This window comes from Methylothermaceae bacteria B42 (genome assembly GCA_001566965.1).
GTDB lineage: Bacteria > Pseudomonadota > Gammaproteobacteria > Methylococcales > Methylothermaceae > Methylohalobius.
The window spans coordinates 44344-58694 of the sequence record LSNW01000037.1 but is presented as its reverse complement, the minus strand read 5'-3'; the positions used below and the strand labels follow the sequence as shown (position 1 = coordinate 58694).

Sequence of the window (14351 nt, the reverse complement as noted above, 5' to 3'; positions counted from 1 at the left end):
GCTTAGTGGCTACTACGTTAGTCGGGCCGTAAAAGGCTACAGTAGCGACTGGATAGCCCTTAATGCCCTTTCTAGCCTTTTTTGAAATGGCCTTTTTGAATTTGCCTTGTGCCATGCTTGTTCCTATTGATATTCGTTTGCAACATAACGTTTTAAATAACTTGCGCTAATTTCGCGTAGCGAAATTAGCGTCAATGTTAATTTTATTGTTAGCAATTTACTGCTTATTAAATACATACCTATCTGCCAGATATACCAGCAATACCCACAAATACAAATATAGCAACGAACCTAAAATAAGCAATAACATTATTTTTATTAAAGACAAATTTAAAAAGTCCTGAACTTCAGTTTTTAGCACGATTCCCCAATAGAGTGTTTGTCCCGGGATGTTATAGATAGGCAATTTTAGAATTGTTTTTCTAATACTTCTGGTTGGCTTTCTCCAATAGAGGAACCAAAATATCGGAACTAAAATAATGTAAGGCTCACCTGTTGAAAAAAGAAAGAATATAGAAGATTTTGCAATAAATTCGCTTGTACCGTAACTAATAACAAAGAGAAAATATTACTGGTAATATTGGTGATAAAAGTAAATATATGCGTTCTTTATTCACTATTTATTGCTAACAGTTAACTAGACGGAATCCACCCTATCGGAACTAGGTGGAATCACGCATTCTTGTGCTAGGCGGATTCCGTCTAGATCGATATAATGGGTTCCATGGGCAAAGTTATCACAGTTAAAAATGTCCCCGCAACTTGAAGAGGGTTACGAGCAGTGCTGGATTTGTTTGTGGGCGTGGTTATTTTGCTAATTCAGGATAGGGAGTTTGAATAATTGTGCCGGATTGCGGTTGATCCAATATTCCCGATTTCTTCAATACATAGCCCCCGCCCAGAACCAAAGTAAGCATGAAAACAACTGTTGCCACGATTTTCCATACACTGTAGGGACGACCGCCTGCCACCCTTCCGGAACGGGCATTGATAATGACACGGTATCGCCGGCCTCGGTAATGGTAAGCGGCAATCCAAACCGGCAACAGGCAGTGTTTATAAGTGGTATGCGAATGGCGGGTGCGTTTGTGATGGATTTGCTGGAGGTCACCGCCAATATCAAAGCGGATGTCTTGGTCAATGATTTGATCCATGATTCGCCGGGCTTGATCGAATCCTTCATCTAGTTGGACTTGATAGACTTCACTTTCAAAACCACTGAGATAGCGTGGATCAAAGGGCACCAGGTTCTCCAGATCCCAGGGACTGATTCGGTCCAGTATTTGACGGGGCAGGGTGCGGCTGGCACCGATTAATACATCGTCAAAAAAACGGCTGACCATGCCGCTGACGGGATACCAGCGGATTTTTTGCACTTGCTGCAAGCGCCTGACGGGTCGGCCATTTTCGATGACGGTTACTTCGCGGGTTTCGTAATAGATAATGCCCCGCGCGCCGCTATAAGTGGTTTCGGTGTGGCTGTCGTAGGTCCAAAAAGGAAGGTATAAACCGGCGAGTTGCCCTTCTTCCCGGGCGAATTTCTTAAGGCTTGAAGGGGCAAACCACAGGCTTTTAAGCCAATGTCTGAAATACTGCCGGGCTTCTTTTTGCCCGATTTTAAAAGGCAACAACGATTTTGGGGAGATGGGGCGAAGCGCTTCCGGTTCGATAATGACGGGGCTGTCGCAAAATGGACAATGGCCGGCATGGAGTGATTCTTTGAATTGAAAGGACGCGCCGCAGGCGGTGCATTGGATTTGCGGTGGCGGTGTCTGATCCGGCGTCTTGGCGATGATTTCCAATGCTTGGTGGAAATCATATTCGGTAATAGGTTGAGGATCTTCTTCAATTTGGTTTTCATGGCCACAATGGGGGCAGATTAATAGCCGTTCCCCGGGGGAATAAACCAGCGCCGCGCCACATTGCTGGCAGGGAAAGCGAGTGCCGGTAATTTTGGGTTGGTCAGGCATTCTTAATGGAAATAAAAAGTCAGTTTTTGTTCACTGCAGAGACGCGGAGGGCGCAGAGAAATTTTATATTCGATTTCGTGTCGTCATTCCGAGCGTTAACGGGGAGTCTTGATGTACAGCGATCAAGATTTCCTCTGATAGTTGAAGATTGGAATTAGTAATATTAATAAGCTAATAACTCCGCGCCTCTGCGGTGAAACCTTATTTACGGCAAAGGCGGCGGTTGCCTGGGAAATAACGGGGCAAGTTGGGAGACTTTCCTGGCGGGTGTCCATTCTTCCAAGGATGGCGTCCATACCAAAGTGTCTGGTCGAATGTCTCCGTTGTGGATTTTTTCTGCCACGGTGGCGGCATCCAGTGGCCCGAGACGCTTGCCTTCCTGGGCGATAAAAAAGGTTTCCGAGGTTGGCAGTGGCGGTGGCTGGGTGGGAGAAGACTGGGAAAGTTGGTCGCCCAACTGTTTGCCCATAGCTATGCCCGCACCCATTGCCAGCCCTTCGGAAGCACCGCCTCCGGGAGTCAGGGAGCGGGCGGCTTGAAATTGGGTGTACTGGCGCATATTGCCGACAATACCCATGCTGCTGCGTTGGTCCAGGGCTTTTTCCACTTCGTTTGGCAGGGAGATGTTTTCCACCAGTAGCTTGGTCAGCTCCAGACCGTATTCGGCAAATTCGGGCTGCAGTTTAGCGGTGATGAATTCCCCCAGATCATCATAGTTGGCGGCCAGATCCAGGACGGGGATATTGGCGCTTCCAAGTATGGAGGCAAACCGGGAGGCAATTAAATTACGAAGCTGGCCCGTGATTTCATCGGTTTGAAAGTGGCCGTCAGTGCCGACGATTTCCTTGAGGAAGGTGATGGGCTCCTTGATTCTCAGCCCGTATGTCCCAAATGCCCGCAGCCTAACGGCTCCGAATTCCGGATCGCGCAGCATGACCGGATGTTTGGTGCCCCATTTGAGATCGGTAAAGCGGCGCATGTTGAGAAAATAGACATCCACCTTGAATGGGCTTTTGAAACCGTGGGGCCAGTTCTCCAAGGTGCTGAGAATGGGCATGTTGTTGGTTTCAAGCTTGTACAGCCCGGGTTCGTAAATGTCGGCGATTCGGCCTTCATTCACTAGCACCGCCACTTGGGATTCGCGGACGGTAAGCATGGCGCCGTATTTAATGGCGTGGTCGTGGCGCTCGAAACGGTAAACCAAGGTATCGTTACTGTCGTCAGTCCACTCGATGACATCGACAAATTCACCAAACAGCCAGTCAAACAAACCCATGATGACTTTCCTTTATGAAGACGCGGGTTGGTTGGGAGTGGTATGGGAGCGGGCCGCAGACAGCGCTTGACGTAGCTCGGTTTCGCACTTTTGCAATTCCACCAGTGCCTCGGAACGTTTGCGTTTACCTTCGTCGGCAATTTTTAGACTTTCTTCGATGGTTTCAATCAAGGTGCGGTTGGCCTTTTTCACCGATTCGATATCAAACACGCCTCGTTCCAGTTGTTTGCGGGTTTCCGCATTGGCGGTTTTAAGACTTTCGGCGGTGGACTCCAACAATTCGTTGGTCAAATCCGTGGCCGACTTGAGGGTGCTGGCGGCCTCACCGGAGCGGTAAATGGTAACTGCCAGCGCCAATTGCTGACGCCACAAGGGAATGGTATTGACAATCGTGGAGCTGATTTTGTTGACCAGCCCTTTGTCGTTTTCTTGCACCATGCGGATGCTGGGAAGGCTTTGCATGGCGACTTGGCGGGTCAGGCGCAGGTCGTGGATGCGGCGTTCCAGTTCGTCGCGGGCGGTGCGCAGGTCTTTGAGTTCCTGGGCATCGAGGACTTCGCCGCTGCTGTCGACTTCCTGTTGCTTGGCGGGGATGATTTCCTCGTCCAGTTGCCGCAGTTTTTCCTCTCCCGCCGCGATATAGCGGTCCAATTCCTTGAGATAGCCCAGGTTGGCTTCGTAAAGCCGGTCGAGGGAAGTGATATCAGTGAGCAGGGTGGTTTTGTGTTCTTCCAGTTTGTCCACCGTGCTGTCGATTTGCTTGCGGACTTCTTCATAGCGCTGCAAAAATTTGACCACGGGCCGGGCCTTGCCAAACAGACGGGCGAAAAATCCCGGTTTTTTGTTGAGATTCAATTCATCCAGATCGAAACCGCGCAGGGTGGCGACCATATTATTGAGATCCGCGCCCACCGGTCCGATATCTTTGTTTTTGACCCGTTCCAGCATGTGGTCGGAGACTTCGGTCAGTTTTTCCTGTGCCTGGCTGCCAAAGAATAAAATCGATTTGGTGTCATGGATGTCGATTTCCTTAACTTTTAGCTCAATGGCTTGTTTTTCCTCTGGTGGCGCTGTGGTCAACGTCAGCGGTTGGTCGGTAAAGACTTCGCTGCCTGCCAGGGTGGTGGGGTTGGAAGTGGATTCGTTCATGCTTTCCTCCTTTCGTATCAGGGTTTTAATAACCCTTCCTGTTTTAATCGGGTTTGCAGCACCTCGATTTGTACATCCAGGTCAAACAACTCGTTTTCCAGGAGTTTTTGTTGTTGTTGCTGGAAGACTTGTTCAATGGTTTCCAGTAATTGACGGAAATTTTGTTCCAATTGGGGAGATTCCGCCTGCCGATGGGTTCTGGCATAGCCTTCTGTCACCTTGCGGGCGCCATCCAGATAGACTTTCAAAAACTTTCTCGCCCGTCGCAAATCGGTAGGATCGTGGGCGATTTCATCGAGGATTTGCTGGGCTATCTCCAAAATACGTTCAATACGTTCGTTAAATTCGCGGTTTTGGATTTGCCGGTTTGCCGCTTCAATCTGTTCCAGAAGGGTTTCCGCTTCTTCAATGGCAGCGGCGGCTTCTGCATCCTGGATCCCAAAGTTTTTGGGCAGTCGGGCGCGGGCATCGAAGCCATAGTTTAAATACATCCCCCACAGAGCACCCAGTCCAAATGCGGGAACAATCCACAGTGAATATCCAGCGCCCAGCCATGATAGGGCCGCCGTGGTCCCTGCCACCAAAAGGGCCGCCCGGGTTTTGAATTTCGTTTTTTTACCTAACACCATGTGGCGTGGTTTATGTTCTTCTTCAAGCCCTTGTTGCAACCACCTGGCCGCGAGGCAATATAGAACGTAGCCGGTAGTATTGACAATCACGCCATAAAGATCGCCTCGTACCAACGAGATTAAAGCGCCAGGCACTAGAGGGAAGGGTAATAAGTAGAGTAATAGGCCCCTGGGAATCCTGGGTTTACGGGGTTTGCGAACAAAGATTTCTGGTTTGCTATCAGTCATCGGGCAGTCAAGGGATTTATCGGGGCATTCTCAACTCGTGCTTCCAGCATGGTTTGGCAGCTGACAGTGCTGATTGTTGCAAATAGAAGCAACAAACCCAACAATTTGCGCAATGTTTTTGGTGGATGCATGTCTAATGTTTTGTTAGTAAATTTGAATATTGGTCATTCTAACATCCGCTGTCTAGTCTCTGGAGGGAAAGGGGATAATCACAAATCAGACTACCCTGAATTTAAGGATGTCAGGTTTTGGAAAAGTAAAACCCGGTAATAGAATAGATCTTATTTTGATAAATGGGGTTGAAGCTTATGTTTTGGCGTGTCATGACTTCAATTGCCTTGCTGGTAGCCAGCTGGATACTCATGGTGTTGGTGGATAATACACCAGGTCGCTTGGGATGGCGGGAAGCCTTAATTATCCCAATTGTGATTTATGCCGCGTGGCAGGGCGCCAAAGAGTTAATGGAATGGTACCGGCAAGAAGGCTAATGATACTCGTTAAAAGAACGTTGTCTCAATGCAATGCTCCTTATTAAGGAAATGCTGAATTATTCATCCGTGAATTTTCAGCCTCTAAAAAACGAAAAGTGCGTTATGCAAAATCAATCGTTTGATGCGCTTGATATTGGCGATACTTCATTGTGCCACAGGATTCGCTGAATGATTCAGCGAATCCTGAAATGTTACAGGTTGGTGTTTGTTATCGATGTGATTTGGAACGACGAAAGCCCAATACACCAAAAATGGTCGGGCCAAAGAGCCAGGCTGCAGCAGGTATGGGGACTGCTTGAACTTCATCAATCACCACCAGGCCGTGACTGGTTTCAAATTGTATGGATGTTTGACTCAAGTTAAATGCCTTGCTGCAATAATTGACATTAGTGCATCCTAATAAAACCTGCATATAGTAAGGCATGACGGTGGTGTGGGCAGCCCCCCATCCTTCCGTTTGTGAATTTTGGGAAAGCATTGAGTAAATATTAGCTGTGGCGATGTATTCATAAGGGTCATCGCCGATATAGCCGCCTCCTACTCTATAATTTAAAAACACCGGGGATGACGAGGTGAAATTATTGAGCAGGGGGCTGCCTGAATTGAATGTCATGGAAAAGGAAGATACCTCACCTTTAGAGGATTCAATCCACCCGTTATTGTCACTGTCAAAGCCGGTAAAAGAGCCGGTCACCGTAGATCCTTGGACAAATCCATTTTGGCTGAAATTATAAGTGGCGGCATTTGCCGCAAAGCACCATAAAATAGCCGTTATGATTGTGGCTAAGCGTAATATCATTGCTGATCTCCAAAAATATTGTCCAAATTGAGCGTTGCAGAAAATTGACTTATCTGCTTTGGATTACAGCAAAGTTTGCGCCAACATTTGTAACTCTTTGAAAATAAACAATAATATTGTATTGTTTCAAAATCTATAATAAAAAGATCGCGCAATATGTAAAGTAAATCTTACATTCCGATCCAATTTTGGACTTAAGAAAGAGGTATTTTTGTAATTTTTTTTACACGACTTCTGAGTTTTGTTGTGTGATATTTCAGATTATCTCTATAACCTCATCTGCTCGTCATAAAGAGGCCTCCCTGTGTCAGCCTAGTTGTCCATCTGGTAATCTGGAATTCCAGAATGGAATTTCCCAGGGGGCTGGAGAGAGCAAGCGATGCGATATCCGAAGGAGAGAAAGGAAGCGGTGCTGAAGAAGATGCTGCCACCGAACAATAATACGATCCGTGAAATTGCCCGGAAAGAGGGCATCAGCGAAGCGACCTTGTACAACTGGCGCAAGGCGGCACGTGCTGAGGGCAGGTTACTTCCTGATGGAGACAGTACGCCGGAAGGTTGGAGTGCATCGGACAAGTTTTCAGCGGTGGTAGAGACGGCGGCGATGATGAGATGGAGCTGTCGGAATACTGCCGCAGGCGGGGCCTGTATCCGGCCCAGATCCAGCAATGGCGTCAGGCCTGTGAGCAGGCCAATGATTGGGATCGGAGCCAGAGCAAACGGTTATCCGAAGCCCGCAAGGCGGATGAGAAGCGGATCAAGGTCTTGGAGCGGGAGCTTCGGCAGAAAGAGAAAGCCCTGGCTGAAACGGCAGCCTTGCTGGTGCTGTCAAAAAAACTCTTTGGCGTCTGGGGGGACGAGGAAAAATGACCAGCATCCCGGATCGCCACCGAATTTTGAAGCTGGTCGAGGAAGCCGAATCCCGGGGAGCCAGGCGCACCAAGGTCTGTGATCTGTTGGGCATTCATGCCCGCACCCTGTCGAGATGGCAGGACGATACCGGAAAGATCAAACCTGATGGGCGCGTGGAGGCCGACCGTCCGACCCCAGCCAATAACCTGAGCGAAGAAGAACGCCAAAGGATTCTGGCGGTGTGCAATCTTCCCCAGTATGCTCACCTGCCGCCCAGTCAGATTGTGCCTGCCTTGGCGGATGAGGGGATCTATATCGCCTCGGAATCCACCTTTTACCGGATGCTGAGGGAGACCGACCAACTGCACCACCGCAGCCTGAAATATGTGCCAGCCTTCCCCCTGAAGCTCTTTGAGGGCCTGGAAGATACCCGGCAGTGGGCATGCTTTCGTTCAATGGTACAACGAACAGCATCGCCACAGCGCTCTGAAGTTTGTTACTCCGGGACAAAGACATCGGGGTGAGGACAAGGCCATTCTGGAAGCCCGTCAGGTCGTCTATGAACTAGCCAAACAACGTCATCCAGCAAGATGGAGTGGGAAGATACGCAACTGGAAGCCTGCCGGTGAAGTTTGGTTGAACCCGCAAAACGGGGAAACCAAATCACCAGAAGTTAGAGATTTGGCTGCATGAAAAAAATGACAACCATGTTGACAAACACCGAGCGCCTGCCCTTACTAACCTACTATTTTTAGAGGTTTTCAAAAGAAAACTAACTGGTCTGATGCGGTATTGCCTCAATTAAGCGAAAGGAGGTACTGCGCAGCTGTTTTAAAATTACCACCTCTTTTACCCCGGCGCCGGCTTGTTGCAGAACTTCCTGGAAATCTTCCCAATAGGTTACCCGGCCGAAATGAATCGTAGTGACTCGGTGGAGAATGGGTTTTATTTTTTCTGCAAGCGGCGATGGGCGGTCATGGAAAGTTTGGGTGAAATAGACGCTTCCATTGGCTCGCAGCAGAGACAACACATGCTTCAAAGCAGCTATAGGGTCGGGTAGCAACATAAAACTACCGCTGAAATACACCGCATCGTAGGGACCACCTTGATGATCGTATACTGACTCCAAACGCACACTGACATGATCACTTAAACCCGCCTTGGCCAGGGTTTTCTCACAACGTTCCAGATAATCGGCGTCGATATCCAAACCTGTAACTTGCAAATTCTTCTCAAGAATTAAATTTGCATTGGCCGCCACTGCGCCACCCGTGCCAATACCGACATCAAGGACTTCAGCCCCTTCCGGTAATCGTTCTAGAACCGCCTGGTACCAGTCGATAGTAAGTTTGGCAAAGGTATGATCATAGATGATCCCTCTTAAGGTACTGACTAGATTATTACGCGTTGTTAAAACTGCAGCTTGACTTGAATTTCCATTCATAATCTTATATCTTTTAGTTATAGTTATTAACCAATCAAATCAAGGCGAAGTATACTTGCCGAAAAATGAACTGACAAAATTCTTTTAGATTTCAGCCAGAATAAATTATTCAGTGTTTCCTTAACTCAAGAACAGAGACTGAAAAACCTCCTCAAATTGAAGGTCAATTTCTGGTAATACGGCAGCGATATCGTTTTCTTTCATTCCCAAGTGGATCATAAAAGGCTCGAGCGTATAATACTGCTCTTCCAACTTTTCCTCGCTATCAATATCCTTCAGAGCCAGAAGACTGGACACCGTGGTCAAAGCCGTTTCTTGTGGATACTTCTCGGCTTTCTCTGGCTGCCCATGCCACTTCATCGTTTCAACAAACACTTCGGGCAGATGCCAACGCGCCGCCAATTCAGACCCTACCTCGTAATGGTCAAAGCCATAGCTGAGACGTTCAGCTTCAGTTTCCTCCATCCCCTCGGAATCAGCCAGCAACAAAGCCGCTCTTGCCAATTCGGGTATTCTCGAATAGATCACCAACCGCCCAATCTCGTGCAACAAAGCGCTAATATAAACCGCTCTCAAAGTCCGCGACTGCGGGTGCCGAACCCCCAAATTGCGGGCAAATAACGCACAACGCACGCTTACCCGCCAAAATTCACGCATACTCATGAGTTTATTGGGCAGTTTACTGAAGCGGTCGACAATCACCGTCGCCAACACCAAGTCCCGCAATTCAGTCATCCCAATGAGTGAGATTGCATGGGAAATCGAATCGATTCGAGCGGGGAAACCATAAAAAGCGCTATTGACCAGTCTTAATAACCGGGCCGCCAGGCCTGGATCATGCTTGATCACCTCTTCCGCATCCTTGACTGTTTTGGCGGGATCGTCAATTATCTCACTGATTTTCAAGAAAATCTCGGGAGGCGATGCCAGTCTCACATCTCCTGCCAGGATTTCCCTAACTGTTAACGAACCCGCATTCTCCAGATCATTTATAGCGTTCATAGTCTGCATTTATGTAAGGTTAAATTTAAAATCTTATTCGGCTGAATAACTTGGCTCTACCAGTTAAAATAGGCTATAACTAGTAAAAAAACAAAAAACTAACAAATTCTGTCATTACCTAAATTACTTTATGACTAAATCGATCAACCATCTCCATAAGATGATCCTCGTTGCCGAACCCAACGAGCATCATCGTGCTCAGATTGAAAGCATATTTTCTGAGTATGGCTTTGATCGAGTTTACAGTGTTGCCGACGGGATTCGTTTAAAAGCAGTTCTGAAAAAATTCCAAAAAAAATTTGAATCCATTGGGTTAATCATTCTCAGTTACGACCTTCCCAACTGCAACATTGCCGATCTTTGCAGTGCCTTAGCTGATGAGCACACAGAGCTTAAAGTACCGGTAATTGTCCTCACCAATCATATAGATGCAGACGACCCTAACTTAAAAAAATTGGCCGATCTGAGGCCACAAGGCGTCACCCTGGTTGAAAAACCCATTCGGGCACAAGATTTTATGCCTCTGGTCTATCTGGCGCTGGTTTTAAAAAGTGAAAGAGATGCGGCCCATCAGTTACAAGAAAGAGCCCTCACAGAGCTGGCTGAGCATAAAATTCTGGAAGCGCGACTTAAATATTTGGTTTTGCACGATGAGCTGACAGGTGTCGGCAACCGGCGCAGCCTGGAACAGGCCTTGCATTTGGCCATTCATCATTGCCATACCTACAAACAATGTGGCGCCCTTCTTTATTTGGATATTGACCGATTCAACGTCATTAATGACATTGAAGGACACGATGTCGGAGACAGGTTATTAGCTGAATTGGTCGGCCTGATCCGGAGCATTCTGCGCGGTAAGGTTAACATTGCGCGAATCGGCGCCGATGAATTTTGCATTTTTTTATCCAATGCCAGCAAAGACGAAGCCCATCACACCGCAGAACTGATTCGTAAAGAGGTTGAAGACTCCTTTAAATTCGCCACGCCAAATGACTTTTACCATGTCACCGTCAGCATTGGCATCGCCCTGCTCACGCCCTCCTTGAATATTCATCATCCGAGTGAACTGATTGCCAAGGCCCATCAAGCCTGCTATATCGCCAAAAAACACGGTAGAAATCTGGTTAATCTATACAACTCCAAAGATATTGCCGCCACCCATTTTAACGATGTGCAATGGGTCCCCCTGCTTCGCGATGCATTGAAGTTTGACCGTTTTTTTCTCACATTTCAGCCGGTCATCCGAATTGCCGATGGCGTGATCAGCCACTACGAAGTACTGCTCCGTATGCGTGACGAAAGCGGCAAGGTCTATACGCCAGATATTTTTATCCCCGTCGCCGAGCGTATGGGTTTGATTCATAACATTGATATGTGGGTCATAGAACACGCGGTTGATTTTCTCGCCAGCCTGTCGCCTAAGCAAGAACATGTCACCCTGACGATTAATCTCTCCGGTTTCGCTTTTCAAAACCATCAATTATTTCCTTTTCTCCAAGAAAAGATTAAATCCGCTTGGATCTCCCCTAAACGACTCATCTTTGAAATCACTGAAACCGCCACTATCGCTAATTTTGAGCAAACCCGAAGGATGATTGCCAAACTTCGTTCCTTCGGCTGTGGATTTGCATTGGATGATTTTGGCTCGGGTTTCAGCTCGTTTGAGTACCTCAAAAATTTCCCGGTGGATTTCATCAAGATCGACGGTCAATTTATCTTAAATCTACTCAATGATGAAACAGACCAAGTCCTGGTAAAAGCGATGGTGGAAATTGCTCACAAACTGGGCAAACAGGTCATTGCAGAATTTATCGAAACCCCGCAAGTCCTAAGTATTGTTAAAACGCTGGGCGTCGATTATGCCCAAGGATTTCTACTCGGCCAACCGGAAGAAAAACTCCTTGACCAGACCATTCTCTCTCTGGTCAAATATTTGCCAGAAAATTCGACTAATCTACAAATCTTTAATCCATAATTCCTCCTGATGCCCCCTAGATCGCGTGCGTCAAAAAAGCGCCGCCGTTCGCCGCGTGTCAAAGCAAATCCTGTCAAAAGTTGGCTAAAGAAATTGCTTTGGCAAGGCTTGGCCGCCGCCTTATTCGGGTTTGTTGTTTATCTGGGTTACCTGAATTATACCGTGCGCCACCAATTTGAAGGCCGGCGTTGGGCGCTCCCGGCATCGGTCTACGCGGCGCCGCTGGAACTCTATCAAGGGAAAACCCTGTCGCCATCGCAACTGGAACGACTATTGGGCCAGCTCAATTATCGCCGGGACCGGCAACTTAGCAGTCAGGCCAGCTTTTACCGCAAAGGTTCGCGACTTTTTGTCCGTACCCGCGCCTTCCATTTTCCCGATGGAGATCAACCCAGCCTTCGTGTCAGCCTGCGTTTTCGAGGCGCCCAAATCAGCAGTGTTTACGATTTGGAACAGGAAACCCAGCTTCCCTTACTCCGCCTTGACCCTGTTCAAATCGGCAGTTTCTATCCCGGAAGAAAAGAAGACCGGACCCTTATCAAGCTGGAACAAGCCCCCCAAATTCTGATTGATGCCTTATTGGCGGTAGAAGACCGCAATTTCTACCAGCACCATGGCATTTCCCCCCGCGCCATCGCCAGGGCCTTATGGGCGGATATTAAAGCGGGACGCGTGGTTCAGGGGGGGAGCACGATTACCCAGCAATTGGTGAAAAATTTTTTTCTGAGCCCAGAAAGAAGCATCCTGCGCAAAATCAATGAAGCCTTGATGGCCCTGATCCTGGAAGCCCGCTATTCCAAGGATGAAATTCTCGAAGCCTATCTCAATGAAATCTATTTAGGTCAAGATGGCGCGCGCTCGATTCACGGGTTTGGACTGGCCAGCGAATTTTATTTCAGCCGCCCTTTGTCTGACCTGGAACCGCACCACATTGCCCTGTTGGTAGGACTGGTGCGCGGCCCTATCTATTACAATCCACGCACCCATCCCAAAAGAGCCATCCGGCGCCGGAATCTGGTTTTGGATCTACTCTACCGCCAAGGGAAAATCGACGCTAAAACCCTGGCCCAGGCAAAACGCAAGCCTTTGGATGTAACCCCTTATTTTCATCGCCCCAGCGCCCGGCACCCTGCTTTTTTGGATCTGGTGAAAAGACAACTGGGTCTGGAATACCAGGAAGAAGATTTAACCTCGGAAGGATTAAAGATTTTCACCTCACTGGACACTCAAATTCAGGATGCCCTGGAACAGGTTGCCAAACGAACCCTCAAAGGTCTGGAAAAAGGTTATCGCTTAAAGCAACTGGAAACCTCTGTCATCGTTACCCAGCAAGGCAGCGGCGAAATCGTCGCTTTGATTGGCGGCCGCGATCCCCGCAACGCGGGGTTTAATCGCGCGCTGGACAGCGTGCGTCCAGTTGGCTCTTTAATCAAGCCCGCGGTTTATCTCACCGCCCTGGAACAACCGGAGCGATACACCATTGTCTCGCCCCTGGAAGACAAACCCGTTACCCTCAAAAATCCTGATGGCAGTGTTTGGCGACCGAAAAATTATGATCATAAGACCCACGGCACTGTCCCCTTATATCAAGCGCTCGTCCATTCCTATAATCTGGCAACCATTCATCTGGGTCTCAAACTGGGCTTATCCCATATTGCCCAAACCCTGCATCGACTTGGCGTGGAACGGTCGGTAAAACTCTATCCTTCCATGTTACTGGGCGCGGCTTCCATGACCCCATTGGATGTGACGCAGATGTACCAGACCCTGGCCAATCAGGGTTTTGCGACCCCTTTGCGGGCTATCCACGCAGTGCTTTCCAACGACAATGAACCACTGCAACGTTATCCGCTTACCATAAGGCAAACCATCGACCCGGCGCCGGTTTTTATTCTCAATACCATTCTTCAACAAGTGGTTCGGGAAGGCACCGGTGCCAGTGCCTACAGTATCTTGCCAAAAGATTTCACCGTTGCCGGAAAAACCGGAACCACCAATGACTTACGCGATAGCTGGTTTGCCGGTTTCAGCGGAGATTATTTGGCGGTCGCCTGGATTGGCCATGATGACAATCGTCCCACCCGTTTGACTGGCGCACGGGGCGCGCTACAACTTTGGGCCCTGCTGATGCGGAAGATCTCGCGCCAGCCTTTATTGCTGACCCAGCCTGATGATATCGAGTGGGTATGGATTGATACCGCTACCAGGCTCAGAGCTGATGAAACATGCCCTCATGCACGCCGGCTTCCCTTTGTGATCGGATCGGCGCCAAAGGAAACTTCACCTTGTATGAGCTCGTTTCCAACTTCCCCCAAACGCTGGTTTGAAAACTGGTTTTAGCGTTTCCGGTCAATGGTGGTTCCCAGCACCAAAATTGATGCCCCTATCACCGCCGCGATCAGCGCCGTTTGTTTGCTGGCGGAAAAGAGATACAAGGCGCCGTAACCGCCTATTGCCGCCCCCAGGCCGCTAAAAGCCATCGCCCGCATGACCCGGCACAAAGCACAATCTCGATGATAATTCATAAGATGACATC

The 14351-nt window shown here is 48.5% G+C and carries 12 protein-coding genes and 1 pseudogene; 5 read left to right on the top strand and 8 right to left on the bottom strand.

The window, feature by feature from the left end; all coding sequences use genetic code 11:
* Positions 1-806: 806 nt before the first annotated feature.
* The 4 genes from AXA67_01760 to AXA67_01745 form a co-directional block, all read right to left on the bottom strand.
* Positions 807-1970, bottom strand: coding sequence for a primosomal protein N' (replication factor Y) - superfamily II helicase (locus tag AXA67_01760; protein ID KXJ39507.1), 1164 nt, complete (start codon positions 1968-1970; stop codon positions 807-809).
* A gap of 205 nt (positions 1971-2175) precedes the next feature.
* The gene (locus AXA67_01755; protein ID KXJ39506.1) at positions 2176-3246 is read right to left on the bottom strand and encodes an antifreeze protein; all 1071 of its coding nucleotides are present in this window, start codon (positions 3244-3246) and stop codon (positions 2176-2178) included.
* Between the two features lie 12 nt (positions 3247-3258).
* Positions 3259-4395, bottom strand: coding sequence for a tellurium resistance protein (locus AXA67_01750; GenBank protein ID KXJ39505.1), 1137 nt, complete (start codon positions 4393-4395; stop codon positions 3259-3261).
* Between the two features lie 17 nt (positions 4396-4412).
* Entirely contained in the window at positions 4413-5252 is an 840-nt protein-coding gene (locus AXA67_01745; protein KXJ39504.1) for a hypothetical protein, read from the bottom strand.
* Positions 5253-5560: 308 nt separating this feature from the next.
* Here AXA67_01745 and AXA67_01740 point away from each other — a divergent pair, with 308 nt between their 5' ends.
* A complete protein-coding gene (locus AXA67_01740) occupies positions 5561-5740 on the top strand; it encodes a hypothetical protein (GenBank protein KXJ39503.1) in 180 nt (59 codons plus the stop codon).
* Between the two features lie 211 nt (positions 5741-5951).
* On the opposite strand, the gene AXA67_01735 is transcribed toward AXA67_01740, so the two are convergent.
* Positions 5952-6542, bottom strand: a complete 591-nt coding sequence (locus AXA67_01735; GenBank protein ID KXJ39502.1) for a hypothetical protein — start codon at positions 6540-6542, stop codon at positions 5952-5954.
* A 379-nt stretch (positions 6543-6921) separates the two neighbouring features.
* On the opposite strand from AXA67_01735, the pseudogene AXA67_01730 reads away from it, so the two are divergent.
* Together AXA67_01730 and AXA67_01725 are read left to right on the top strand one after the other, a co-directional pair.
* Positions 6922-7412 (top strand): annotated as a pseudogene (locus AXA67_01730) (transposase).
* Positions 7409-7918, top strand: a complete 510-nt coding sequence (locus AXA67_01725; protein KXJ39501.1) for a hypothetical protein — start codon at positions 7409-7411, stop codon at positions 7916-7918. Before AXA67_01730 ends, AXA67_01725 begins: the two are co-directional and overlap by 4 nt.
* 248 nt (positions 7919-8166) lie before the next feature.
* Here AXA67_01725 and AXA67_01720 read toward each other — a convergent pair whose 3' ends face one another.
* Positions 8167-8769 carry a methyltransferase type 11 gene (locus tag AXA67_01720; GenBank protein ID KXJ39509.1) on the bottom strand — a complete coding sequence of 201 codons (603 nt, stop codon included), beginning with the start codon at positions 8767-8769 and terminating at the stop codon, positions 8167-8169.
* A 189-nt stretch (positions 8770-8958) separates the two neighbouring features.
* The gene (locus AXA67_01715) at positions 8959-9744 is read right to left on the bottom strand and encodes a hypothetical protein (GenBank protein ID KXJ39500.1); all 786 of its coding nucleotides are present in this window, start codon (positions 9742-9744) and stop codon (positions 8959-8961) included.
* 256 nt (positions 9745-10000) lie between these two features.
* On the opposite strand from AXA67_01715, the gene AXA67_01710 reads away from it, so the two are divergent.
* A complete protein-coding gene (locus AXA67_01710; protein KXJ39499.1) occupies positions 10001-11815 on the top strand; it encodes a hypothetical protein in 1815 nt (604 codons plus the stop codon).
* Between the two features lie 93 nt (positions 11816-11908).
* On the top strand, positions 11909-14155 hold the full coding sequence (locus AXA67_01705) for a penicillin-binding protein 1B (GenBank protein KXJ39498.1): 2247 nt from the start codon (positions 11909-11911) through the stop codon (positions 14153-14155).
* Here the strand turns inward: AXA67_01705 and AXA67_01700 are convergent.
* The gene (locus tag AXA67_01700; protein KXJ39497.1) at positions 14152-14340 is read right to left on the bottom strand and encodes a hypothetical protein; all 189 of its coding nucleotides are present in this window, start codon (positions 14338-14340) and stop codon (positions 14152-14154) included. The genes AXA67_01705 and AXA67_01700 overlap by 4 nt on opposite strands.
* Positions 14341-14351 lie beyond the last annotated feature (11 nt).